This window comes from Nonomuraea sp. NPDC049624, from assembly GCF_040675255.1.
In the GTDB taxonomy this organism is placed as follows: Bacteria; Actinomycetota; Actinomycetes; order Streptosporangiales; family Streptosporangiaceae; genus Nonomuraea.
On record NZ_JBFAOR010000006.1, the window covers coordinates 93,023 to 117,398 of the forward strand.

The following is a 24,376-nucleotide window of genomic DNA, read 5'->3' on the forward strand; positions in this document are numbered from 1 at the left end:
CCATGGTGTTCCGCAAGTTGATGGCCGCCTTCGGCGCGGGCGTCGAGGTCGACACGGTGCTGACCGACAGGACCGTGCGTCCCGGTGAGCCGCTGCGCGGCGTCGTGCACTTCCGCGGCGGCGGCTCCGACTACAAGGTCGAGGGCATCTACCTCGACCTGACCGCAGTGGTGGAGGTCGAGAGCGGCGACAACGAGTACAAGACGACCTACAGCTTCCTGCGCCAGCAGGTGGCCGGGACGTTCCAGCTCGCCTCGGGCGCCCAGCACCAGCAGCCGTTCGAGATCATGGTGCCGTGGGAGACGCCGATCAGCGCGATCGGCGGCCACCCGCTGCACGGCATGCGGCTCGGCGTCCAGACGGAGCTGGCGCTGGCGGGCGCGATCGACAAGGGCGACCTCGACCCGCTGTTCGTCAGCCCGCTGCCGGCCCAGGAGCACGTCATCGCCGCCCTCGACCGGCTGGGCTTCGGCTTCAAGAAGGCCGACCTGGAGCGCGGCACGCTGTACGGCTCGACGATGCCGTTCTTCCAGGAGATCGAGTACTACGCGGGCGGCCAGTGGCGGCGGCACTTCAACGAGCTGGAGCTGACGTTCATCGCCGGGCCGCGGCAGATGGACGTCATCCTGGAGGCCGACAAGCGCGGCGGCTTCATGACCTCCAGCCACGACACCTACAACCGCTTCACCGTGCGCTACGACGACCACCCCGGCGCGGCCGACCAGGCGTTGCAGCACGGCCTGGAGCAGATGGCCCGCCGCCGCGGCTGGTTCTAGCCGGGCGCTCCCCGGGGCCGGGCGGCGTCCCGGCTCAGGGGACCCGGTACATGCGCTCGGTCCAGGCCCGGTAGCGCCAGGTGTGCCCGACGCGGTAGTCGTGGCCCAGGTAGACGCCGAAGACCTTGCGCTTGAGCTCGCGCAGCGGCCCCGCGACGTTGGGGGCCCAGCCGGTCATCGGGTAGCCGCGGTAGGAGACCGTCCGCAGGCCCAGCCCGCTCGCCGCGGCCAGCGCGAAGCGGGCCGAGGCCACGTGGTCGGGGTGGTCGCACAACCCCCGGCGGGCGGGCGGCTCGGGGTCGAGCGTGCGCAGCACCGTCGGCCGGAAGCGGGCGTAGAGCGCGCGCAGCACGCCGACCACGTCCTGCCGGCCGACGCAGCGCGGCTCGGGGCCGGCGCCGAACGGGCGCACGCAGGAGCGGTCCTGCCACAGCCTGGTCAGCGCGTCGCGGCCGCCGTCGGCGCGCGGGTCGCCGCCGTCGGGCAGCCCGACGAAGGCGAGCCTGACCGCCGGCGTGCCGGCCAGCTCCTCCAGCCGGACGGGGAAGCCGCCCGCCGTGATCGTCGTGACCCGCCAGACGTCGGGCGCGCCGGCCAGGAAGGCGTACGCGGCCCGCAGGCCCTGCGCGCGGTCGCGGGCGTAGACGACGGGGTCGCGGTCGTCGTCCCAGCCGGCCTGGCCCTCGCCCGCGGTCAGGTAGACGGTCACCGTGGGGCGGTGCCACTGGACGGCGCCGTACAGGTCGGGGCTCATGAACAGCAGGTCGTCGTCCGGATGGGCCACGACCTGCAGGAACCGTTCCGCCAACGACGGCCGGTGGACCTCCGCCCACGCCGCCGCGGGCGGGGCCGGGCACGCCAGCACGGCCACCAGCACCAGCGCCAGCGCGGCCGCCGCGAACATCCTGATCCCCTTCATCCCCACCCCCGTGCGCTTCCAGTATCGAGCCTGGTCAGGTCCCGGTCCTGAGCTGCCAGGGGGAGATGTCATGTCATTCCCGGGTAGGAGATACCTCCTTCCCGTGCGCTGGAAGTCGCATGCCGCCGGTCGTTACGATGACCTAGGGATTGACTGATCGTCGGACGGGCGGGCGAACGATGGCACGGTTCACGGCGGCGCTGAAGCGGGTCGCCCCATGGGCGGCCCAGAACGCCGACGGCGCCATCGCGCTGTTACTGGCGGTCGTGATCGGCGTGCTCGGCATCATGCCCGACGAGGTGGTGCCGACCGATGTGCAGACGCAGCTCGTCAACGCCGCGACGCTGGTGATCATGGCGCTGGTGGCCACCGCCCTGCTGCGCGACCGCGCCCGTCAGGCCCCGGTCGAGGAGACCATCACCTCCGGCGCGCTGGCCCAGCTCCCCGTCCGGCTGTCGCGGCTGGAGGAGATCGAGACGCTCGTCCACGGCACCCGCAAGGCCCTCGACGCGCTGCAGCTCGTCAGGGTGCTGGGCAGCAAGCAGGAGATCGCCCAGATGCACGCCGAGGCGCGCAAGGACACCACCCGGTGGAGCTTCAAGGGCGGCACCGGCACCTACCTGCGCGCGGTCACCCTGCCCGAGTGCGTGGCCGCCGCCCGCCGGGAGAAACGGCACCTCGTGGTGCGGGTCGAGGTGATCGACCCGTCCAACGTCGAGGTGTGCGAGACGTACGCCCATTACCGGCGCTCCCTGTCGGACTCCCCCGACGCGACCGGCGAGACGTGGACGACCGACCGGGTCAGGAAGGAGTCGTACGCGACGATCCTGGCCGCCTTCTGGTACCGCCAGCGTTACGGCCTGCTCGACATCGAGGTCGGCCTGTCGTCGTCGATGACGACGTTCCGCTGGGACCTGTCGGCCACCCGCCTGATCATGACGGTGGAGGACCCCAACCGCGCCATGACCGCGCTGGCCGGCACGTTCTACTACGAGAACTGCGACACCGAGCTGCGGCTCAGCTTCGAGCAGGCGCGGCGGGTGCCGATGGACATGTACAAGAAGGCGCCGCTCGGCGACGAGCCCACGATCGAGGAGGTCCAGGACCTGTTCGGTCGCATCGGAGTGCCTCTTCCCAAGGCCTACGACGGCCGCGACGTCGTGGACATCGCGCGCAAGGCCCTGCGCGCCGTCGATCCCTACGGCGAGGCGCGTCCTGCGGCCCTCCGACGAGACGGAACGTGAGTGCGACTCATGAGCTATCGGTCGGTCTTCCAGCGGGTCCGCGACGGACAGGCCAGGTCGTGGGCGCTCGGCGTGCTGAGGGAAACCGCGCGCCCGAGGGCCGTACGCCATCCGCTCGGCTTCGTCTGCCTGCCGCTGGAGCGTGAGGGCGGCGAGGGGGTATGCCTCCACCTGTGGTCCGACTCGCTCCAGCACGCCGAGAGCACCACCTCGCAGATCCACTGCCACAGCTGGGACCTGGTCAGCCACGTGCTCTACGGCCAGGTGCGCAACGTGCACGCGGTGGTCACCGACGCGGGGCCCGACGCCACGCACCGGGTGTTCGAGGTGGTCAGCGGCGCCGACGGCGACCGCATCTCGCCCACCCGCCGCACCGTGCGGCACGCGACCGGGCTGGTGGAGCTGTTCGGCCCCGGCGACACCTACACCCTGTCGGCCGACCGCTTCCACAGCAGCGTCGTCCCGGAGGGCGGCGAGGCGGCCACGATCGCGCTCGGTCGCGGCCGGCCCGGCAGCCGCGACCTGTCGCTCGGCCCGCTCGAAGCGGGCGGCCACCACGTTCCCCGGGAACCGCTGAGCGCCGCGGAGACGGCGCTGGCCGTCCGGCTGATCACCGCCCACCTGACCTGAGGGGTGCCCGATGGACCTGGATCACGCTCGCTCTGTGGCCGTCGAGGCCGCCCAGGCCGCCGGGGCGCTGCTCGCCGCGGGCACGCGCGGGGCCGTCGGCATCCGGGCCAAGGGCGACGCCGGCGACGTCGTCACCGATCTCGACCTGGCCTCGGAGAAGCTGCTGGTCGAGCGCATCCTGACGGCCTTCCCCTCGCACACGATCGTGGCCGAGGAGTCGGGGCTGATCGGCGCGGCGGGCGGCGAGTGGACGTGGCTGGTCGACCCGCTCGACGGCACCAACAACGTGGCCATCGGGCTGCCCACGTACGTGGTGGGGGTGGCGTTGTGCCGGGCCGGGCGGCCGGTGCTGGGCGTGGTGCACGATCCGGTGACGTCCCAGACCTGGTCGGCGATCCGGGGGCGCGGGGCCGTGGCGTCCACGGGGACGCGGCTGGCGCCGCCGTACACGGCCAGCCCGCACGGCCTGCTGCTGGCCTGGACCCAGGGGTACGGCGTGAGCCGGGGCGACGCCACCGTGCTGGCGCTGAAGACGGCGCTGGAGGTGGGCGCGCGGCGGGTGCTGCAACTGTGGGCGCCGCTGCTGTCGTGGGCGATGCTGGCCCGCGGCGACATCGACGGCATCGTCGGCTACCGCGCCGAGGCGGTCGACCTGCCGGCCGGCGCGCTGCTGGCCCAGGAGGCCGGGATCGAGATCAGGGCGCTCGACGGCGGCCCGTTCGAGGAGAGCATCGACGGCACGGCCGACGACCGCAGCTTCGTGGCCGCCCACCCGCGCGCCCTTCCCGGCCTGCTGTCGCTGCTGCCCGGCTGAGACGCCCGGCGCTCAGCCGAACGTGACCAGGGCCCAGACGGTGGCCAGCAGACCGGTGACGGCCAGGCCGGCGCCGGTCAGCAGGAAACGACGCAGCGGCACCGCGACGCCGTGGCGGCGGCACGACTCGAACCACAGGAGCGTGGCCAGCGAGGCCCACGGGGTGATCACCGTGCCCACGTTCGTGCCAACGAGCAGGGCCAGCAGGCGGTCCTGGTCGGCGGCCGTGATCACCGCCTCGACGGCCTTGTAGGCGGGCAGGTTGTTGATCGCGTTGGACAGGCCCGCGCCCACCGCGGCCGTCCGGTACGGGTCGCCCTCCGTGCCGATCATCCATGTCATCAGCGCGTCGAGCCCGTGGGCGCTGAGCGTGGGCACCACCAGGAACAGCCCCGTCACGAAGACGACGAGCTGCCAGGGGATCAGGCTCCAGGTCAGCCGGGCCCGGTCGCGCACCAGGAAGGCGGCCACCACCAGCACCGCCGCGGCGGTGGCGGCGACGGCGACGTGCGCCTTGAGCAGCAGCAGGACGATGAACAGCAGGCAGCCCGCCGAGGCCGCGCCGAACAGCACGCGGTCGGCCACCGGCTCCAGCACCGGCGGCGTGTAGCGCAGGTCGCGGCGCTCGCCGCGGCGCCAGAAGAACACCCACAGGAACACCATCGTCACCGCGATCGAGGCGATCTGCGGGGCCCACATGCGGGCGGCGAAACCCTGGGCGTCGAGGCCGAGCTTCTCCATGCCGAGCAGGTTGGTCAGGTTGGAGACCGGCAGCAGCAGGCTGGCGGTGTTGGCCAGCCAGATGGTGGTCATCGCCAGCGGCAGGGCGGCGATGCGGGCCCGTGGCGCCAGGGCGAGCATGACGGGGGTGAGCAGGACGGCCGTGGTGTCAAGGTTCAGAAATATCGTGACAAAAGACGCGAAAGCCGTACAAAGAAAGAAAAGTGCGGTGTAGTTACCGCGGCCGAGCACCGCCATCCTGGCCGCGATGGCGTCGAAGACCTGCGCTTCCTTGGTCAGCTCGGCCAGCACGATGATGGCCACCAGGAAGATCAGCAGCGGCCCGATCGTCTCCAGGCTCTCGACGGCGTCGCGCCACGGCAGCAGACCGGTCGCCACGAAGACCAGACCGAGAGCAAGCAGCCCGATCCGGATCAGATCGAGCACAGCCAGACGCCGCCACACTCGACGATGATCGCACACTGACTCCAAATCACCGATTCCACGGTGGATACTGAGCAGATGGCACGTGACGGCAGGCCGACCGAGATCTTCGTCAGCTACTCCCCGGCCGACACCGCCTGGGCGACCTGGATCGCCTGGGAGCTGGAGGCGGCCGGCTACCGGACCATGATCCAAGCCTGGGACTTCGTGCCCGGCACCAACTTCATCGACTTCATGGACCGCGGGGTCAGCGAGGCGCAGCTCGTCGTGGCCGTGCTCTCGCGCAACTACCTCACCTCGCGCTACGGGCGCATGGAATGGCAGGCGGCCATGCGCGCCGACCCCGACAACCCCTCCAACAAGCTCGTCACGATCCGGCTGGAGGACGTGCAGCTGGAGGGCCTGCTGTCCACGATCACCTGGGTCGACCTGCTCGGCGTCACCGACTCCGGGCAGGCCAGAGCGCTGCTGCTGGGCCGGGTCGGCGAGGCGCTGGCCGGGCGGGCCAAGCCGGCGGCCGCCCCCGCCTTCCCCTCGGGCCGGGTCGTCCCGCCCCCGGCCGTCCCGACGCTGCCGCCGACGACCGATCTGGCCAGGGCCCGCCGCACCCCGGTGACGGCCCCCAAGTTCCCGCCCTCGGGCGGCGACGACCGCGGGCGCGAGTCGGTCAACGTCCTGCACATCGGCGGGCCGCGGTTCGGGCGGGCGCTGCCCGATCCCGGCGAGCCGTTCACGCCGGAGGACATGCAGGCCCGCATCTGGGCCGACCTGACAGCCATGTACGACCGGGGCATGCCGCGTCCCGACCTCATGGTGGTCAGCGGCGACCTGACCGAGTCGGGGAGTCTCGGGCAGTTCGCGCAGGCCACGCAGTTCGTCACCGACCTGCGGCTGCTGATCGGGCTGGAGCCCCACCGGCTGGTGCTGCTGCCCGGCCCGCGCGACGTCACCAAGGCCGCGGCCAGCGCGTACTTCATGACGTGCGAGGCCGACGACGTGAGCCCGCAGCCGCCCTACTGGCCCAAGTGGCGGCATTTCGCCGGCTTGTTCCGCGAGGTCTACCAGGGGCTCGACGACCGGGTGTTCGACGGCGGCCAGCCCTGGACGTTGTTCGAGGTGCCCGACCTGAGGGTGGTCGTGGCGGGGCTCAACTCGACGATGGCGATGAGCCACCTGGAGCGCGACGCGTACGCGCTGGTGGGCGAGGCGCAGGCCGCGTGGTTCGCCGAGCGGCTGCGCCCCTACGAGGAGAGCGCCTGGCTGCGGCTGGGCGCGATCGGCCATCCGCCCGCCGCGCTGCGGGACGCGCCCACGTTCGACCGGCTGCTCACCCACCGGCTCAACCTGCTCTTCCACGGGTCCGGCGCGGGCGTCCCGGCCGCCGAGCCACGGCCGGGCTTCGCCGCCGTCGCGGCCCCGCGCTCCGGCCGCCACCAGGTGATCGAGATCTCCCCCGACGGCATGCGCACCTGGACGCCCGACACCGGCAAACCCGCCCGCGCCCGGCACGCCTGGCGGGCGGTGCGGGCCACGTTCACCGGCGAGACCCCCGGCACCCCGCCGCCCGCCGCCCAGCCCGAGGAGCGCGAGCCCAGCCCCGTCGAGCTGCTGCTCGACCGCATCACCGAGGTCTGCGAGGCCCGGCACGAGCGGGCCAAGATCCGGCGCTTCCCCGACCATCTGGTGGTCACCCATCCCGAGGACGGCTTCGTCCGGCAGCTCATGATCGGCGCGCACGTCGGCGAGCTGACCGAGGCCGCCGCGACCGGGTTCGCCCGCCGCGCCCACGCCGCCGACCTGGCCGCCGAGCTGATCTACCAGGGCCCGCCGGCCTCCCGCGCGCTCCGCGACGACCTGATGCGCAAGGGCGTGCGGGTGCGCAGCTTCCTGGAGTTCCAGGGCCTGCTTGACCTGTCGGGGTACGTCGCCGAGCAGACCGCGAGGCTCACCGGCGACCGCCGCTACCCGCCGGGCCTCTACGTCCCCCAGCGCTATCGCGAGCTCGACCGGCCGGGCAGCCAGATCAGGCAGGGGCTCACCGACGAGCTGATGCGGCTGCTGGCCGCCGACCACGGCCGGTTCCTGCTGCTGCTCGGCGACTTCGGCCACGGCAAGACGTTCGCGCTGCGCGAGCTGGCCAGGCGCATCCCGGCCGAGCTGCCGCACCTGACGCCGATCTTCATCGAGCTGCGCGCCCTGGACAAGGCCCATTCGGTCGACGCCCTGGTCGCCGCGCACCTGGCCGGGCACGGCGAGGAGTTCATCGACCTCAAGGCGTTCCGCTACCTGCTCCGGCAGGGGCGCATCGTGCTGCTGTTCGACGGGTTCGACGAGCTGGTCACCCGGCTGACCTACGACCGGGCGGCCGACCACCTGGCCACCCTGCTCGCCGCGGCCGAGGACAAGGCCAAGATCGTGGTGGCCAGCCGTACGCAGCACTTCAAGTCGCACAGCCAGGTGCTGACCTCGCTCGGCGAGATGGTGGGCGTGCTGCCGCAGCGGCGGGTGCTCAGCGTGGAGGACTTCACGCACGACCAGATCCGCTCCTACCTGGCCAACCGGTTCGACGACGGCGACGAGGCCGGCGCCCGCATGTCGCTCATGGGCGAGATCAAGGACCTGCTGGCCCTGGCCCAGAACCCGCGCATGCTCAGCTTCATCGCCGACCTCGACGCCGACCGTCTGCGCACGGTCGCCGGCGCCCAGCACACCCTCAGCCCGGCCCTGCTGTACGAGGAGATCCTCAGCACCTGGCTGGCCTTCGAGGAGCGGCGGGCCCGCGTCCCCGGCTCGCCCGGCGCGTTGTCGATCGGCGAGCTGTGGCGGGTGGTGACCGCGCTGGCGCTGCGCCTGTGGGACAGCGGCGAGACGCTGCTCGGCGTCGACGAGCTGACCGAGATCGGCGAGACGCTGAGCGACCTGGCCTCGGGCCAGCTCTCGCCCGCGCACGCCGCGCACGCGATGGGCTCGGGCAGCCTGCTCGTACGCACCGAGGAGGGCATGTTCGGGTTCATCCACGCCTCGGTGATGGAATGGCTCATCGCCCGCCACATCGCCGCGAACCTCGACAACCCCCTCCCGCTGACCCGCAGGCCGCTGTCGGCGCTGACCGTCGAGTTCCTGTGCGACCTGGCCGACGTACGGGCGTTGCGCGCCTGGGTGGCCGACCCGCCCCCCGACGACGTGGCCAGGGCGAACGCGGTCAAGATCGCGGCCAGGCTGCGCACCCCGGCCAAGGCCGACCTGCGCGGCGCGAACCTCAAGGGCGAGGACCTGTCGGCGCGCGACCTGCAGGAGGTCGACCTGACCGGCGCCGACCTGTCGGAGGCCACCCTCGCCGGCACGAACCTGTCCAGAGCGGTCCTGCGCGACGCCAGCCTGGCCGGCGCCCGGCTCGACGGCGCCAGGCTGACCGGCGCCGACCTGACCGGGGCCGACCTGTCGGGCGCGCGGCTGGCGCAGGTCGACCTGAGCGACGTCACGGTCGAGGGCGCCCGCTGGCACCGGGCGTCCCTGATCAACGTCACCGGCACGCTGCCGCCGTTGCGGGGCGCGGCGGTGGTGCCGGGCCAGCCGGTGGAGGTGGAGTTCGCGCCCGCCGGCATCGGCGTCCCGTACGGCTACCACTTCCAGACCTCCCGCCTGCCCGAGCCCATCGCCTACAGCCCCGACGGCTCGACCATCGCCATCGGCAACGAGGACGGCGGCGTGCTGCTGTGCGCCGGCGGCTCCCCGGTCCGCACCCTCCAGGGCCACCGCGGCCGCGTATACGCCGTCACCTTCGCCGGCGACCTGCTGGCCACCGGCGCGAGCGACGGCACGGTCCAGCTCTGGGACACCCTCACCGGCCGGCGCCTGCACACGCTCACCGGCCATCCCGACGGCGTGTGGCCGGTACGCCTCAACGACTCGGGCGAGCTGGTGGCGGCCGGCGGCGGCGACGGCGTGGTCCGGGTGTGGGAGACCGCGACCGGCCGGCTGGTCCACGAGCTGCCGGGCCACCGCGCGCCGGTCTACACCGCCTCCTTCGGCCGCTCGCAGCTGGTGACCGGCGACTCCGCGGGCGTCGTCCGGGTCTGGGACCTGGCCACCGGGGAGACGGCCGTGACCCTCGACGGCCACCGCGGCAGCGTCTACCGGGCCGTGCACAGCCCCGACGGCACCCTGCTGGCCACCGGCGACGAGGCGGGCACGATCCGCCTCTGGGACACCGCCACCTGGTCCCCCCGGCACGAGCTGGCCGGGCACGCCGGCAGCGTCTACTGCCTGACGTTCTCCCCCGACGGCTCGATCCTGGCCAGCGGCGACACGGCCGGCAGCGTCCGCCTGTGGCAGGCGTCGGGCGAGCCGCTCGGCGTGCACACCGCCCACACGGCGGCCGTCTACCAGGTGACCTTCAGCCCCGACGGCCGCACGCTGGCCAGCGGCGACTCCGGCGGCACGGTCCGGCTGCAGCCCGTGGGCGGCGGCAAGCGCGTCGAGCTGACCGGCCATCGCAGCTCGGTCTGGCCGTTCGCGTTCCGTCCCGACGGCCAGCAGCTGGCCACCAGCAGCAACGACGGCACCGTCCGCCTGTGGGACCCGGTGTCCGGGCAGTGCCAGCGGGTGCTGCGCGGCCACGGCCGGCGGATCTCGTCGGTGCGCTTCAGCGCCGACGGCTCGATGCTGGCCACCAGCGGCAACGACGGCGTCGTCCGGGTGTGGGAGCCGCGCACCGGGCGGCGGCTGCGGGAGTTCACCGGCACCGCCGACCGGCTGATCTCCGCCCTGTTCTCGCCCGCCGGCCCGGTGCTGGCCACCTCCAGCAACGACGGCGGCGTGCACTTCTGGAACGCCACCACCGGCGACTACGAGCGCGAGCTGCACGCCGAGACCGACCACGTGTGGGCCGAGGCGTTCAGCCCCGACGGCAACATGCTGGCCACCGCCAACGACGACGACAGCGTCAAGATCTGGTACCGGCCGACCGGCCGCATGGCCGTCGACCTGGTCGACCACCGGGGGCGGGTGCGCTCGATCGCCTTCAGCCCGCTCGGCGACTACGTGGCCACCGGCTGCGACGACAAGCTCGTCCGCCTGTGGCACGTCTCCTCCGGCGGCCGGGTGGCGACGCTGGAGGGCCACACCGACCGGGTGTACTCCGTGGCCTTCTCCCCCGACGGCCGCTACCTGGCCAGCGCCGGCAACGACGGCCGCGCGCTGGTGTGGGAGCTGCGGCCCGGCCAGCCCTGGCAGCCGCGCCTGGTGCACACGCTCACCCAGCACGACGGCCGGCTGTGGAGCCTGGCCTTCGACGCCACGGGCCGCCACCTGGCGACCGGCGGCGACGACATGACCGTACGGGTGTGGGAGACCGCGACCGGGCAGCTGCTGCACACCCTCGCCGGGCACGCGCGCCGGGTGTGGTCGGTGGCCTACAGCCCCACGTCCGACCTGCTGGCCAGCGCCGGCGACGACGGCGTGGTGATCCTCTGGGAGGGCGGCCGGCGGCGGGCGACGCTGCTGGGGCTGCCCGAGGGCTGGGCCGCCCTGGCGCCGGACGGGCGGTACAAGGTGCACGGCGAGCCGGGCGGCCAGTTCTGGCACGTCATCGGGATGTCGCGGTTCGAGCTGGGAGAGCTGGATCCGTACCTGCCGGAGGTCAGTCAGGTGCCGCTCGACTCGCCCTTCTGACCGCGGGGGGTGGCTAGCCGCGGGCGGCCCGGCGTACGAGCTCGTGCCAGACCTCGTCGACCCGGGCCTCCAGGTCGTCGAGCGAGCCCTCGTTGGGGATCACCAGGTCGGCGGCGGCCAGGCGGTCCTTCCGGCTCGCCTGGGCGGCGATGCGGGCCTTGGCGTCGGCCTCCGGCATGCCGCGGTGGTCGGCCAGGCGCCGGATGCGCACCTCGTCGGCCGCGTCGACCACGATCACCACGTCGTACATGGGGGCCAGCTTGTTCTCCACGAGCAGCGGCACGTCGTAGACCACGATCGCGTCGTCGGCCGCCTGGCCCTGCAGCTCGGCCACCCGCTCCCCCACCAGCGGATGCACGATCGCATTGAGCGCGGCCAGCCGGTCGGGGTCGGCGAAGACCACCGAGCCCAGCCGCTCCCGGTTCAGCGAGCCGTCGGGGTGCAGCACCTCTTCCCCGAACGCGGCCACCACCCGGGACAGCCCCACCGTGCCGGGCTCGACCACCTCTCGCGCGATCTTGTCGGCGTCGATGACGACGGCGCCCCTGGCCGACAGCCGCCTGGACACCTCGCTCTTGCCGGAGCCGATGCCGCCGGTGAGCCCAATCTTCAGCACCGGAAAAGACTACCCATCCCGGCGTACCCGGTCATCCCGACGGCCCGCTCAGTACCCGCCACGGCGTGGGGCGGCGGTCGGACGGCGGGAGGGGTTGGCCCGGCCCGTGGGCTTGAGGTCGCGCGCCGGCTGCTCGTGCCGGTGCGGAGAGCGGGCCTGCTGCTCGGACCTGGCCTGGGTGATCGTGGCGGGAAGCTTGACATGCATATTTTTTCTCCTTGGGGGTGTGCGTCAGGCGCGGGTGAGCCAGGTGACCTGGGCGCCGTTGTCGAAGGACTCGCGCCTGGTGGGGGTGAACAGGGTGGGGCTGAACCCGCCGGAGAACATGGGGATGCCCGCCCCCGCCACCACGGGATAGCTCTTGAGGATGAGCTCGTCGATCTCCGGGAGCAGGGAGCCGGCGAGCTTGCCGCCGCCGCAGAGGTAGATGTCCATGCCGGTGTCCTCGGCCTTCAGCCGCCGGACGAGCTCGATCGGGTCGCCCGTCTCCACGTGGACCGTGGGGTCGTCGATCGTCAGCGTGCTGGAGACGACGTACTGGCGCAGGTGGGAGTAGGGGCTGGTGGTGGGCACCTGCAGGGCCGGCTCGTAGGTGCCGCGGCCCATCACCAGGGTGTCGAACACCTTGTTGGGCACGTCCTCAAGGCCGACCAGGCTGCGGATGTGGGTGGGCAGCGTCTCGGGATAGCGGGCGTTGATCCAGTCGGCCATCTGGGCGGACACGGGGTAGAAGTCGAACTCGGCGCCGGGCCCGGCGATGTAGCCGTCGAGGGAGACGCCGATGTAGTAGACAAGCTTTCGCATCCGGAGCAACTCCTGCTGTAGTACTATGAGTGAAGTGGTTTGAATGTAGTACTACGTCTGGAGTGGTGTCAAGTGCGGAAGAACCCCGAGCGGAGGCAGGCGCTGATCGACGCGGCGATCGAGGTGCTGGCCAGGGAAGGAGCGCGCGGGCTGACGTTCCGGGCCGTCGACGCCGAGGCGGCCGTGCCGCCGGGCACGGCGTCCAACTACTTCGCCAACCGCGACGACCTGTTCACCCAGGCCGGCGGACGCATCTATGAACGGTTGCTGCCCGACGCGGCCACGCTCGCCCGCGGCCAGGAGGGCGTGCAGGACGAGACCCGCTACGCCGAGCTCATGCACGAGCTGGTGGACCGGGTCACCGCCTTCAACTCCGGGTACCTGGCGCTGCTCGAACTGCGGCTGGAGTCCACCCGGCGTCCTGAGCTGCGCGCCGTGCTCACCAAGCGCATCCGCGAGGACATCGACGCCAACATCGGCTACCACGCCGCCTCGGGCCTGCCCGGCGACTCGACCTCGGTGGTATTGCTCTACCTCGCCCTGAACTGGCTCATCGTCGAACGGCTCACCCTGCCCGACATCTTCAGCGAGCAGGAGGTGCGCCAGCTCGTGGACGCCGCCGTCCGGAGATCACTGAACGGCTGACAGCGCCGGGCCGGGGTCATCCGGTCAGGAGTTTGCCGTCGCCGGTGATGTCCAGGGCCTTGATCGTCTGCCCGGAGCGGGCGCCCGCCTGCGATTGCTCACCGATCGGGCCTGCGGCTTCCCGCCAGGGGGCGTCATGGCGTCCTGGCTGGACGAGACAGGCCGCGCAGCGGCCACGAGGTGAGCTCTTCGCCCCCGGGATCACGATCCCGCCCGTGACCTTGGGCGCCGGACAGGCCGGAGGCCGGGCGTGCCCCGGGAAGCGGTCAGGTCGGGGTGCGGCGCAGGTGGATCAGGGTGAGATGGTCGTCCATCCGCTCCCGCCGGGTCTCGCGGTAGCCGAGCCGCCGGTACAGCCGCAGGTTGCCCTCCGACAGATGCCCCGTGAACAGGTCGAACGCCCCCGCCTCCGGCACCTGCTCGTGCAGCGCCGCGAGCAGGGCCGTACCGAGCCCCTGCCCCTGCCGGTCGGGCGCGACCACGAGCCGCCCGACCAGGCACGTGGTGCCGGCCAGCTGCCCGCGCACGGCGCCGACGATCCGGCCGGCGTCCACGGCCTTGAGCACGACGCCGGTCTCGACGGCCTTGCGCACCTGCTCCAGCGACTCCACGAGCGGCGGGATGTAGGGGTCGCCGTAGAGCTGGGCCTCGCTCACGTACGCCGCCCGCTGCAGGGTGAGGATCTCGCCCGCGTCCGCCGCCACCGCCCGTTCGACCTTCACGCCAGCACCCTATCGGCTGCGTCCCCGCCGCCACCGCCGACTTCCACGCCCTCCCGCCCCCTGCCTCCCCGCCTCGGACGGTCCTCTCGCGCCGCCGGCTAGGGAGCGTTGCCCGCCGTGAGCTCGCCCGGGCAGAACGTGCCGCGCTTCGGCAGGACGCCGTTGACCAGGTAGTCGTGCACCTTCGTACGCAGGCAGGCCGCGCGCAGCCTGCTCACGCCCTGCGCCAGGTACGCGTCCTGCCCGTCCCCGTGCCACAGCACCCTCGCCCCCGGGATCTGCCCGGCCGCCCTGGCCGCCCCTGAGGACGGGGTCTCGTTGTCCAGCCGTCCCACCCCGACCAGCACCGGGGGCACCTTGAGCCCGGACGCCAACGGGTGCGGCGCCCAGCCCGGCGAGCGCGCCACCCCCAGGCACCTGGCCACCTCCGCCCGCCCGCTCAGCCACCCCACCCGCGGCGCTGCCTTCCGCAGCCGCGCCTCCACCTGGAGAAAGCTGCGATAACCAGGCGCGGCCAACCCGAAGTCACGACACCACCTGACCCCCTCCGCACTCGCCGACCCCACCTCCCCCAGGTCGGACGCCACTCCCCCCACCACGCCGGGCACCGCTTCCCCAGGCCGCGCCACCACCCCCGCCGTCCCCTCATCGGACACGACGCCTCCCCCTGCCACCCCAGGGGCGACCGCTCCAGGAACCGCCACTCCAGGGGCCGTGGTACTAGGAACCGCCGTTCCAGGAGCCGCCGCTCCGGGAGCCACCGCTCCAGAGGCGGCCGCTCCAGGAACCGCCGCTCCGCCCCGAGGAATCGCCCCCGCCAACCCCGGCAGCGCCTCAGGGGGCCGGGCCCCGGCCGTTGCGGGAGGCATCTGCCCGGTGCCGCGGGCCGTTCCGAGAGGCGCCTGTCCCGCGCTCAGGCGTGCTCCCGCCGTACCTGCGGGGGCCGGCTGGACCGTGCCGGGGGTGGCTGCCGTCGGGGCGGGAGGGGGCGGCTGCGGGGGGTCGGCGGGGAGCAGGGCGGTCAGGGCCGTGGCGTCGCCCGTCCGGGCTCTGGAGAGGGCGTGGGCGAGCGCCGGCCACCGTGCGGGCGTGAGGCCCGCCCAGACGGCCGCGGCGATCTCGTGCCCGCTCACGGTACGCCCGCCGCCACCGGGCCGCAGCGGTGCGCGCCTGACCAGGCCGTCGAACACCCGGACGGCGTCCGCACGGCCGAGCGGGCAGCCGGCACGGTTCCGGCACCAGTCGCGGAAGTGCCCGAGCTGCCGCTCCTGGGCACGGGCGTGGGCGAGCAGCCGCCGTTCGAGCCCGGTCTCGGTGTGGTCGGGCAGCCCCTCCAGGTACATCCGCCCGGCCCGGCCGGGGAACAGCTCCAGGTACGCCTGCCCGTACACGCTCCCGTAGCCGTTGCCGAGGTAGCGCAGCCGCGACTCCCCCAGCGCGGCGCGTACGGCGTCGAGGTCGTGAGCGACCTGCCAGGACGTCAGCCCGGCGTAGGACGGCCCGAGCGCGGCCCGGCAGGCCCGGTCGTAGGCGGCGTTGTCCCGGGCGAACGCGCGCCAGGCCGTCCGCCCTTCGGCCACCTGCAGCCGGGCCGGGTCCGGCCGGGGTCGGGGGCACGCCCCCGCGTGCCCCCCATCCCCGGCCCCGCGCGCCTCGACCAGCACGACGTCGAACCATCTGGCCAGTTCGCCCACGGTGTCCGGCCGCGCTGCGACCTCTCGTACGACCGACGGGGCCCCTGTGTTGACCACCAGCGCGCCGAGCCGCCGCAGCGGGTCCTGGGCGGGCATCATGGCGAGCCGGACGGCCACTCGGGCCTCACGCGGCCTGGCCCAGTCGGCGGGGACGGGCAACGTGGCGCACCGCAGCCCGCCGCCGCACTCGGACCAGGCGAGCGTCTGCCGCCCAGGCGCCGGCCGCACCGGCCCGGCAGCACCCCGCTCCTCCAGTCCCACCGCCCCGAGCTCCGACGCTCCCAGCTCCTCCTGCCCTGCCGATCCGGCCGCCCCGAACTCGGACGCCGCCGATCCGGCCGCCCCGAACTCGGACGTCGCCGATCCAGCCGCTCCCAACTCGGACGCTGCCGTTCCAGCCGCCCCAAGCTCCGAGCCTGCCGATCCGGCCGCTCCTAGGTCAGGCCGGGCTGATCCGGCTGACCCGGCTGATCCGGACGTGTCCTGCTCCGGTTTCTCAGGCCAGGCGGCCTCGGGTTGCGGCTGCGCGAGCTCGGTCACGTCGCGTTCCGGCCAGGGGGTGGGCGACGCGGCCAGGCGCATCGCCTGCCCGACTCCCCCGCCTGCCGCCGAGACCAGGACGGTCACCGCCGCCACCACCGGGATCACGCGCCGAACAATACGCACCGCATCGCCCCCGAACGCTCGTACCTCCAGCCGCATGCCAGTTTCCCAGCGGCCGTCTTCGCAGGTAGAGAAGTCGTAAAAGGTCGTTGGGTAAAATCTCGCGCCCGCTCGGCGATTCTCCGTGCCGCCGAACCCTCGCCCTCTCACAGAACCCCGCTCGGGCCAGAGGACGGAAAAGACAGACCGGCTGTAACCGGCCCCTCAGGGGCCACCCTGCCCCACCTTGCGGCTCAGCCTCCCCAACCCAGACCACTTTTGACGGAGCGCGACCGCGCCGGTCGTGGCCGGGTGGGACGTGAGCTTGCCCTACATCCACGCCAGGCGGGCGATGCTCCAGGCCGCCCTCCGGCGGCCCGGGAAACGACTAGAAGGCGAACCCGTGCAGCGGGGCGCTACGCCGTGAAAGCCGGCGACCGGGGGCTCGTCGAGCCAGCTCCGTGCGCCCGGCGAGCGGGCCAATGCACGACTGAAGCCCTGGAAATCCTCAGCGAACGCCGTTGCTGCCCTCTTCGCGCTTCCGCTCGGGACGACTCTGCACGCGATGGCCCGCACTGCTGTGACATGTCATCCGGCTTGGACCGGCAGCGTGTTCCCGAGCACGGCCGTCATCCTCTTACGGGTTGCGTGATGCGCTCAAGCCATCGCCGCAGCAGGGCGGTCTCGGCCGGTTCCAGGGCCTCGGTCCCGGCGAGATCGAGTTGTGCGTGCAGGCGCAGCGCGGCGGCGTACAGCGGGTCGGCGTCGTTCTGGGCGGTCGGACCGGTCAGGACGTGCGAGAACACGGCGTCTCGCATCCGGTGGGACAGCGCGGGGTCGTCGAACAGAGCCGGTCTGGCGATGTGGTCGAGGGCGGTGCCGACGTTCGCCGCCAGGATCAGCTGAGCGGCGGTCTGCGGCTCGGTCTTCAACGCCCCCACCGCCGCGCACCGCGTGAGCGCCGCCACCAGCAGCTCCATCACGCGATCTCGCGCCGTCGAGTGCGACCACGGCCGCGGAGTGAACATCAGCTGGTAGAGGGCCGGCTTCGCCTGGGCGAACGCCATGTGGCCGTCCCAGCCGGCGTGCAGGTCGGCGACCGGGTCGCCGGTCTGCTCCTGGGCGGCCTTGAGCGCGGCATATTGCTCGTAGCCGTGGTCGGCGACGGCGTCCAGCAGCCCGCGCTTGTCACCGAACAACCGGTAGAGCACGGGCTGGCTCACGCCGACCGCCTCGCAGACCGCGCGTGTGGCCACCTCGTGGTCCAAGGACGACGCCAGCTGCCGCTCCGCGGCCTCGATCATCGCCGCGCGAAGCGGGTCCGTCTCTGCCATGCGATCGATGATACCGCCAACCGCTAGCGGCGATACGAAGTTGTGCTACCGTCGATTCACGTAACACCGATACGGATAACTCGTATCACTGCTAGGAGCAAGGAGATTTTCATGAGTGACCAGCGTGTGGCCGTCGTCAGCGGTGGCTCTCGCGGGATAGGCAAGGCGATCGCGGTGGCGCTGGCGGCACGGGGCTGTGCGGTCGCAGTGGGGTTCCAAGGGTCGGCCTCGGCCGCGGCGCAGGTGGTCGAGGAGATCGCGGCGTCCGGCGGCCGGGCGATCCCGGTCCAGGCCGACGTGGCCGACGAGGACGCCGTCGCGGAGATGTTCGAGGCGACGGAGAAGTCCTTCGGCGGGGTCGATGTGGTCGTCAACTCGGCGGGGCGGCTGTCGTTGTCCCCGATCGCCGACCTCGACCTCCACGAGCTGGACGCTCTGCACCGCACCAACATCCGCGGCACGTTCGTGATGGCCCGGGAGGCCGCGCGCCGCGTGCGCGACGGTGGCGCGATCGTCAACCTGTCCACGTCCGTGGTCGGCCTGCAGTTCCCCGGCTACGGGGCGTACGCCGCCAGCAAGGGAGCCGTCGAGGCGATGACCCTGGTGCTCGCCCGGGAGCTGCGCGGGCGGAACATCACGGTCAACGCGGTCGCGCCCGGCCCGACCGCCACCGAACTGTTCCTCGACGGCAAGGACGAGGCGACGATCCAGCAGCTCGCCAAGCAACCGCCGCTGGAACGGCTCGGCACCCCCGAGGACATCGCCGAGGTCGTCGCCTTCCTGGCGAGCCCGGCCGGGCACTGGATCAACGGCCAGGTCGTGCGCGCCAACGGCGGGATCGTCTGATGGCCGCCGCGCGACACGCCGTCGTCGTCACCGGGCCCTCAGCGGGTTCGGCCGGCTGACGGCTTCGGCCGTGACACGAGCGGAGACACCGTCGTCTCCGGCATGAGGCGAATCTCGGACCGCAACGCGCACACCCAGGCATTCACGATCCAAGCCTGCCGCCTCACTCTGAATCCCCACACGAAAGGAAACCGACATGCCATTCGCCAACCTCAAGGTTCCCGCGGACACCCTGACCCCCGAGTCCAAGAAGAAGCTCATCGACGCCGTCACCGACGCCTACGCCGCCGTCTACGGAGAACGAGCCCGGGCCACCACCCTGGTCCTCCTGGAGGAGGTTCCGGACGGCGGCTGGGGTCTGGGTGGCAACATCCTCACCGCGGACATGCTCGGCCGCAGCTGACCCGTCCGGGACGCCGGGCCGACCCCCGGCCCGGCCTGCCATCGAACCTCGCCCCGGCGCCCCCAGCGCAGAGACCGTCTGACCGGTCACCGACTCGCAGCGAGTGACCACACCCGGGGTCAGGTGGGCCAGAAGCCGCAGGTCAGACGCGGAGGGCGTCGATCAGGGCGTCCACGGCGGCGAGCGCGACGGAGGTGTCGAGCCCTGCGCGGGAGACCAGGGACAGGCCCTGGACGGTGAACAGCAACAGCTGCGCCTGGGCCTCGGGCGTGGCGGTCCGGACGACCTCGCCGTCGGCCTGCGCGCGGCGCAGGGCGTCGGCGACGATCCGGGTGAAGCGGTCGTGCGACCGGGCGACGATCGCGCGGGCCTCGGCGTCCTGCGGAACCAGTTCGGCGGTGGTGTTGCCGATCATGCAGCCTTGCGGCACGCCGGCGTCGGAGGCGTACTCCTGGGTCCGGGCCGGGTTGGCGAGCACCTCGCGCAGCGCCGGCAGCACCGGCCCGGACGCCAGCGCCGCCGTCAGCTCGCGTTCGTAGGTGTCCCAGTACAGCTGGACCGCCGTCAGGTAGAACTGCCGCTTGTCGCCGAAGGCGCCGTACAGGCTGCCCCGCTCCAGATCCAGCGCTTCGACGAGGTCCTGGATGGAGGTCTCTCCGTAGCCCCGCGACCAGAACAGCAGCAGCGCGCGCTGCAGCGCCTGGTCCTTGTCGAATGCGCGAGGGCGCCCTGTCCGTGCCATGTGCCCAGGTTACGACTTTTTGACCGCCTGCACAAAAGTCTGTACGTTGAAGGCCGAGCGACTTATTGAACGGTCGCACAGAAGTCGCCGGGCGCTCGCACCGGCGGAGAAAGGCCGAACCACATGGACTTCCACGGCAAGACGGCGCTGATCACCGGATCGGGCGCCATCGGCGGGCTCGGGCACGCCACGGCGAAGGTGCTCGCCGCCGGCGGGGCGAACGTGATCATCACCGGCACCGACCCGGGCCGCGGCGCCCAGGTCGTGGACGACGTGCGGACCGGCGCGACCGGCACCGCCCGCTTCATTGGCGCCGACCTGGCCGACCCGCAGGCCGTGCGGCGGCTGGCCGAGGAGGCCGGGGCGGTGGACATCCTGGTCAACAACGCCGGAGTCGTCCCGTTCAGCGCGACCGCCGACCAGGACCTCGCCGCCTACGACGCGGCCTTCGCGGTCAACGTGCGTGCGCCGTTCATCCTGGTCGCCCAGCTCGCGCCGAAGATGGCCGCCGGCGGGGGCGGCAGCATCGTCAACGTCACCTCCACCGCCGCCGGCCTGGGCATGCCGCCGATGGCGGTCTACGGCGCCACCAAGGCAGCGCTGGAGTCCCTGACCCGCGCCTGGGCCGCCGAGTTCGCCGCCTCCGGCGTACGGGTCAACGCCGTGGCGCCCGGCCCGATGGCCACCTCCAAGGTGGTGGCGGTCATGGGCCCGGACGTCGGCGGCATGGGCCTGACGACCGCGCTCAAGCGCGCCGCCGATCCGGCCGAGGTCGCTCGCGTCATCGCCTTCGTCGCCGGCGACCAGGCCAGCTACGTGACCGGCGCCGTCGTGCCCGCCGACGGCGGACGTACCGCCATCTGACCCCGAACGCACCCGCCAGAGCCACGTCCGAAGCACGCGGCCGGCCTCTGGCGGGTGCCTCACGATGGCGGGACGGCCCGTCATCGGCACCACCATGCGCCTTGCGGCAGTCAGGAGGATGACTTTCATGGGTCGTCTCGCAGGAAAGCACGCACTGATCACGGGCGGGACGAGCGGCATCGGGCTGGAGACAGCCCGTCAGTTCCTCGCCGAGGGAGCGACCGTCGCGATCACCGGCCGCTCACGGGAACGGCTGGCCGAGGCCGCCCGGCAGCTGGACGGCCCGCTGCTGCCCGTCGTCAGCGACGCCGGCGACGTCCCCGGCCAGGCGGCGCTCGCGGCGCGGTTGCGGCAGGAATGGCCGAAGCTCGACATCGTGATGAGCAACGCCGCCGACGTCACCCATCTCCCGATCGAGCAATGGACCGAGGAGGCGTTCGACACGCTCGTCGCCACCAATCTCAAGGGGCCGTTCTTCCTGGTCAGAGCGCTTCTTCCGCTCTTGTCACAGCAGGCCTCGATCATTCTCGTCGGCTCGGTCTCCGCCTACGTCGGGCACGAGAACGCGGCGGTCTACGGTGCCGCCAAGGCGGGCCTGCTGTCCCTCTCCCGCGGGCTCACCCATGAGCTGAAGGACCGGGGCATCCGGGTCAACGGGCTGAGCCCGGGGCCGACCCTCACGGACACGTTCAAGTCGCTCGGCCCCGAGCGGCAGGCCGCCATCTACGACGAACTCCGGCAGACCGTGCCCCTGCATCGCATCGGCACCACCACCGAGGTGGCGAAGGCGGCCGTCTACCTGGCCTCCGACGAGTCCGCCTACACCGCCGGCACCGTCCTGCGCGTCGACGGCGGCATCGGGGAACTCGCCTACTGACCTCCGTCTGTCAGCGGCCTGGCAGAGCTCCTCCGCGAGGCCCGTCCCAGAGAAAGGCATGAAAAAGCCCCGCACGGAAACCCGTGCGGGGCTTTTCAAGGCTGAGCCTTAGCTCTGGCCGCCCGCGAGCTTCTCGCGGAGGGCTGCGAGCGCCTCGTCAGAGGCGAGCGCGCCGCTGGCCGGAGCCGACGACGAGCTGCCCGACGGAGGAGCGGTCTCGCCGCTGTAGGACGAGGGAGCGGCCTCGCCGGCCTCCGCCTCGGCCTTGCGGGCCTCCTCGATCTGCTTGCGGTGAGCCTCGAAGCGCGTCTGGGCCTCGGCGTACTGCCGCTCCCACTCCTCACGCTGCTTGTCGAAGCCCTCGAGCCACTCCCCGGTCTCCGGGTCGAAGCCCTCGGGGTAGATGTAGTTGCCCTGGTCGTCGTACGTGGCCGCCATGCCGTAGAGGGTCGGGTCGAACTCGACCTCGGTGCCGACACCCTCGTTGGCCTGCTTCAGCGAGAGGCTGATGCGACGACGGTCAAGGTCGATGTCGATGATCTTCACGAAGATCTCGTCGCCGACCTGGACGACCTGCTCCGGGATCTCCACGTGGCGCTCGGCCAGCTCGGAGATGTGGACCAGGCCCTCGATGCCCTCCTCGACCCGGACGAACGCACCGAACGGCACCAGCTTGGTGACGCGGCCCGGCACGACCTGGCCGATCTGGTGGGTACGGGCGAACTGCTGCCACGGGTCTTCCTGCGTGGCCTTGAGCGACAGGGAGACGCGCTCGCGCTCCATGTCGACGTCGAGGACCTCGACCGTGACCTCCTGGCCCACCTCGACGACCTCGGACGGGTGGTCGATGTGCTTCCAGGACAGCTCGGACACGTGGACCAGACCGTCGACCCCGCCGAGGTCGACGAAGGCGCCGAAGTTGACGATCGAAGAGACGACGCCCTTGCGGACCTGGCCCTTCTGCAGGGTGTTGAGGAACGTCTGGCGAACCTCGGACTGCGTCTGCTCCAGCCAGGCGCGGCGGGAGAGAACCACGTTGTTGCGGTTCTTGTCGAGTTCGATGATCTTCGCCTCGAGCTCGCGGCCGACGTACGGCTGCAGATCGCGGACGCGTCGCATCTCGACCAGGGAGGCGGGGAGGAAGCCGCGCAGGCCGATGTCGAGGATGAGACCACCCTTGACGACCTCGATGACGGTACCGGTGACGATGCCGTCCTCGTCCTTGATCTTCTCGATCGTGCCCCAGGCGCGCTCGTACTGGGCGCGCTTCTTGGACAGGATCAGGCGGCCCTCTTTGTCCTCCTTCTGGAGAACCAGGGCCTCGACGTGCTCCCCGACCTCCACGACGTCAGCAGGGTCGACATCGTGCTTGATCGAAAGCTCGCGCGAGGGGATGACACCCTCGGTCTTGTAGCCGATATCGAGAAGGACCTCGTCTCGATCGACCTTGACGACGGTGCCCTCGACGATGTCGCCGTCGTTGAAGTATTTGATGGTCTCGTCGATCGCTGCGAGGAAGGCTTCCTCGGACCCGATGTCGTTGACCGCTACCTGCGGGGTGCTCGAGGTGGCCTCAGTGCTGGACGTCATGTGTGGAATTGCTCCGAACGCGGACAGGATGTCGATGTGGCGGATGCGCGGCAGGCCCTCTTCCGCATCAAGCCGAGGAATTACGACATCGACGTGACCGAGCGCGAGCCCGCTCCGTCTGAGGCGCGCGCGAGCCCACAGCGCAGCGATCAGCATATGAGACCTTGGCCACGGGGTCAATCCGGAGGCACATCAGTACGCGATGATCTGGGACTCCCGCTTGGGGTTGATATTACCCCGTAGTCCGCGCGGGACGGAGATCCGCGTGGGATCGCCGTCCGAGACGTAGCGCTCGCCGGGGTGCTTGTTCAGCCACTCCAGCCAGTACTGCGAGCACCACTTGCGGCACTCTCCCCGCTTGCCGTTGCTCTGGATCCGCTGGATCGCCCCACGGTCGAACTTTTTCGCGAAGGGCGAAAGGGACGGCTGGGCCCCGGCGAGGAACACGCCCGCGAAATCATAGCGGGTCCCGTCCCAGGAGCCGGTACGGGCGAGCTTCTTGGGCCGCGGCAGCGACCCGTACGGCAGGGCCAGGGTCCTGTCCGGCGGCGCCCCCAGCTTCTTGAGCAGACGCTCCAGCCGGACGATCTGCTCGCGCACCTTCTTCTTGCCCAGCCGCCGCAGGTCCGGATGGGACCAGGTGTGGTTGGCGACCTCGAAGCCGTGATCGACCAGCCACCGCACCGCGGCCGCCTGCCGCTCCGGGTCGCGCAGCCCGAACGGCTCACGGTTGATCCAGAACGTCGCGGCCGGCCGGAACGAGGGGTATCGGGCGGCCACGTCGAGGATCACGCCGACGGCGGTGTCGGGCTCGGGGTTGCCCGCGTCGTCGAGCGCGAAGTGGCTCGGATGACCGTCGTCGAACGTCAGCACGACCGGGAAGCGCCCGGCCGGCACCCGGATGTCGCCGGTGGCGAACTCCCTGGCCGTGATGGGCACGTAGCCCTGCCTGGCCAGCTTCTCCAGCTCCTGCCTGAGCTGGGCGGGGGTGCGGTCGATGGAGGCCACGCGCTTGCGCAGGATCCGGTGGTACATGATGATCGGCACCATGCCCGCCTCGTTGGCGCGCACCTGCCGGGCGAAGCCGGGGGTGGCGACCACGCCCGGAGGCTGGGAGGTGTCCTGGGGCTGCCCCTGCGGGGGTGAGACGGGGGCGATCACGCCGACCCGGGCCGACGCCTGGGTAGTAGGAGTCTCACCGTCGGGTAAGAGACTCAGCCCGACGACGGCCACGGTCACCACGGCCACGTTCGCGATTGCGATGATCCGCGTGAAGGACGCTGGTACCCGCACAAAACTCCCGGCATCTCGGCCAAAACTGTCTTCAGCGTAGACGAGAAGCCCCGGAGACGGCGGGGCCACGCCGTTCGCGATATG

21 protein-coding genes are annotated in these 24,376 nt (G+C 72.0%); 10 read left to right on the top strand and 11 right to left on the bottom strand.

Going from position 1 to position 24,376, the window contains the following annotated elements; translation table 11 throughout:
• Positions 1-2: 2 nt before the first annotated feature.
• The gene (locus AB0J76_RS25115) at positions 3-776 is read left to right on the top strand and encodes a sporulation protein (RefSeq protein ID WP_352323465.1); all 774 of its coding nucleotides are present in this window, start codon (positions 3-5) and stop codon (positions 774-776) included.
• 34 nt (positions 777-810) lie between these two features.
• Here AB0J76_RS25115 and AB0J76_RS25120 read toward each other — a convergent pair whose 3' ends face one another.
• Complete coding sequence (locus AB0J76_RS25120) at positions 811-1,695, bottom strand: PIG-L family deacetylase (RefSeq protein WP_352323464.1); 885 nt, start codon at positions 1,693-1,695, stop codon at positions 811-813.
• A gap of 179 nt (positions 1,696-1,874) precedes the next feature.
• Here AB0J76_RS25120 and AB0J76_RS25125 point away from each other — a divergent pair, with 179 nt between their 5' ends.
• From AB0J76_RS25125 to AB0J76_RS25135, 3 genes are read left to right on the top strand one after another with little or no spacing between them, the layout of a single operon-like run.
• Positions 1,875-2,939, top strand: coding sequence for a hypothetical protein (locus tag AB0J76_RS25125; protein ID WP_352323463.1), 1,065 nt, complete (start codon positions 1,875-1,877; stop codon positions 2,937-2,939).
• A 9-nt stretch (positions 2,940-2,948) separates the two neighbouring features.
• Positions 2,949-3,569 (top strand): hypothetical protein, encoded by a 621-nt coding sequence (locus AB0J76_RS25130; protein WP_352323462.1) that lies wholly within the window; start codon positions 2,949-2,951, stop codon positions 3,567-3,569.
• A gap of 34 nt (positions 3,570-3,603) precedes the next feature.
• Positions 3,604-4,383, top strand: a complete 780-nt coding sequence (locus tag AB0J76_RS25135) for an inositol monophosphatase family protein (RefSeq protein WP_364390618.1) — start codon at positions 3,604-3,606, stop codon at positions 4,381-4,383.
• A 12-nt stretch (positions 4,384-4,395) separates the two neighbouring features.
• Here the strand turns inward: AB0J76_RS25135 and AB0J76_RS25140 are convergent, their stop codons facing one another.
• The gene (locus tag AB0J76_RS25140; protein WP_352323460.1) at positions 4,396-5,550 is read right to left on the bottom strand and encodes an SLC13 family permease; all 1,155 of its coding nucleotides are present in this window, start codon (positions 5,548-5,550) and stop codon (positions 4,396-4,398) included.
• Between the two features lie 75 nt (positions 5,551-5,625).
• On the opposite strand from AB0J76_RS25140, the gene AB0J76_RS25145 reads away from it, so the two are divergent.
• Positions 5,626-11,220 (top strand): TIR domain-containing protein, encoded by a 5,595-nt coding sequence (locus AB0J76_RS25145; RefSeq protein WP_352323459.1) that lies wholly within the window; start codon positions 5,626-5,628, stop codon positions 11,218-11,220.
• 13 nt (positions 11,221-11,233) lie between these two features.
• Here AB0J76_RS25145 and coaE read toward each other — a convergent pair whose 3' ends face one another.
• Genes coaE through AB0J76_RS25160 form a run of 3 tightly spaced genes read right to left on the bottom strand, consistent with a single transcriptional unit; the run spans position 11,234 to position 12,640 of the window.
• Positions 11,234-11,836, bottom strand: coding sequence for a dephospho-CoA kinase (gene coaE / locus AB0J76_RS25150; protein WP_352323458.1), 603 nt, complete (start codon positions 11,834-11,836; stop codon positions 11,234-11,236).
• 48 nt (positions 11,837-11,884) lie between these two features.
• Positions 11,885-12,043 carry a hypothetical protein gene (locus AB0J76_RS25155; protein WP_352323457.1) on the bottom strand — a complete coding sequence of 53 codons (159 nt, stop codon included), beginning with the start codon at positions 12,041-12,043 and terminating at the stop codon, positions 11,885-11,887.
• A gap of 24 nt (positions 12,044-12,067) precedes the next feature.
• Positions 12,068-12,640 (bottom strand): dihydrofolate reductase family protein, encoded by a 573-nt coding sequence (locus tag AB0J76_RS25160; protein ID WP_352323456.1) that lies wholly within the window; start codon positions 12,638-12,640, stop codon positions 12,068-12,070.
• Between the two features lie 72 nt (positions 12,641-12,712).
• Here AB0J76_RS25160 and AB0J76_RS25165 point away from each other — a divergent pair, with 72 nt between their 5' ends.
• Positions 12,713-13,285, top strand: coding sequence for a TetR family transcriptional regulator (locus AB0J76_RS25165; RefSeq protein WP_352323455.1), 573 nt, complete (start codon positions 12,713-12,715; stop codon positions 13,283-13,285).
• 266 nt (positions 13,286-13,551) lie between these two features.
• On the opposite strand, the gene AB0J76_RS25170 is transcribed toward AB0J76_RS25165, so the two are convergent.
• From AB0J76_RS25170 to AB0J76_RS25180, 3 genes are all read right to left on the bottom strand, one after another.
• Positions 13,552-14,007 carry a GNAT family N-acetyltransferase gene (locus AB0J76_RS25170; RefSeq protein WP_364390622.1) on the bottom strand — a complete coding sequence of 152 codons (456 nt, stop codon included), beginning with the start codon at positions 14,005-14,007 and terminating at the stop codon, positions 13,552-13,554.
• Positions 14,008-14,105: 98 nt separating this feature from the next.
• The gene (locus AB0J76_RS25175; protein ID WP_352328846.1) at positions 14,106-16,349 is read right to left on the bottom strand and encodes an alpha/beta hydrolase; all 2,244 of its coding nucleotides are present in this window, start codon (positions 16,347-16,349) and stop codon (positions 14,106-14,108) included.
• A 623-nt stretch (positions 16,350-16,972) separates the two neighbouring features.
• Positions 16,973-17,677 carry a TetR/AcrR family transcriptional regulator gene (locus AB0J76_RS25180; protein WP_352328848.1) on the bottom strand — a complete coding sequence of 235 codons (705 nt, stop codon included), beginning with the start codon at positions 17,675-17,677 and terminating at the stop codon, positions 16,973-16,975.
• Positions 17,678-17,788: 111 nt separating this feature from the next.
• On the opposite strand from AB0J76_RS25180, the gene AB0J76_RS25185 reads away from it, so the two are divergent.
• Positions 17,789-18,523, top strand: a complete 735-nt coding sequence (locus tag AB0J76_RS25185; protein WP_352328850.1) for an SDR family oxidoreductase — start codon at positions 17,789-17,791, stop codon at positions 18,521-18,523.
• Positions 18,524-18,719: 196 nt separating this feature from the next.
• Entirely contained in the window at positions 18,720-18,926 is a 207-nt protein-coding gene (locus AB0J76_RS25190) for a 4-oxalocrotonate tautomerase family protein (protein WP_352328851.1), read from the top strand.
• 142 nt (positions 18,927-19,068) lie between these two features.
• Here AB0J76_RS25190 and AB0J76_RS25195 read toward each other — a convergent pair whose 3' ends face one another.
• Complete coding sequence (locus AB0J76_RS25195; protein WP_352328853.1) at positions 19,069-19,668, bottom strand: TetR/AcrR family transcriptional regulator; 600 nt, start codon at positions 19,666-19,668, stop codon at positions 19,069-19,071.
• Between the two features lie 123 nt (positions 19,669-19,791).
• Here AB0J76_RS25195 and AB0J76_RS25200 point away from each other — a divergent pair, with 123 nt between their 5' ends.
• Together AB0J76_RS25200 and AB0J76_RS25205 are read left to right on the top strand one after the other, a co-directional pair.
• A complete protein-coding gene (locus AB0J76_RS25200) occupies positions 19,792-20,532 on the top strand; it encodes an SDR family oxidoreductase (protein ID WP_352328855.1) in 741 nt (246 codons plus the stop codon).
• Positions 20,533-20,659: 127 nt separating this feature from the next.
• Positions 20,660-21,409 carry an SDR family oxidoreductase gene (locus AB0J76_RS25205; protein ID WP_352328857.1) on the top strand — a complete coding sequence of 250 codons (750 nt, stop codon included), beginning with the start codon at positions 20,660-20,662 and terminating at the stop codon, positions 21,407-21,409.
• Between the two features lie 108 nt (positions 21,410-21,517).
• Here AB0J76_RS25205 and rpsA read toward each other — a convergent pair whose 3' ends face one another.
• Together rpsA and AB0J76_RS25215 are read right to left on the bottom strand one after the other, a co-directional pair.
• Positions 21,518-22,999, bottom strand: coding sequence for a 30S ribosomal protein S1 (gene rpsA, locus AB0J76_RS25210; protein ID WP_352358288.1), 1,482 nt, complete (start codon positions 22,997-22,999; stop codon positions 21,518-21,520).
• Between the two features lie 192 nt (positions 23,000-23,191).
• A complete protein-coding gene (locus AB0J76_RS25215; RefSeq protein ID WP_352328458.1) occupies positions 23,192-24,247 on the bottom strand; it encodes a polysaccharide deacetylase family protein in 1,056 nt (351 codons plus the stop codon).
• Between the last annotated feature and the right edge of the window lie 129 nt (positions 24,248-24,376).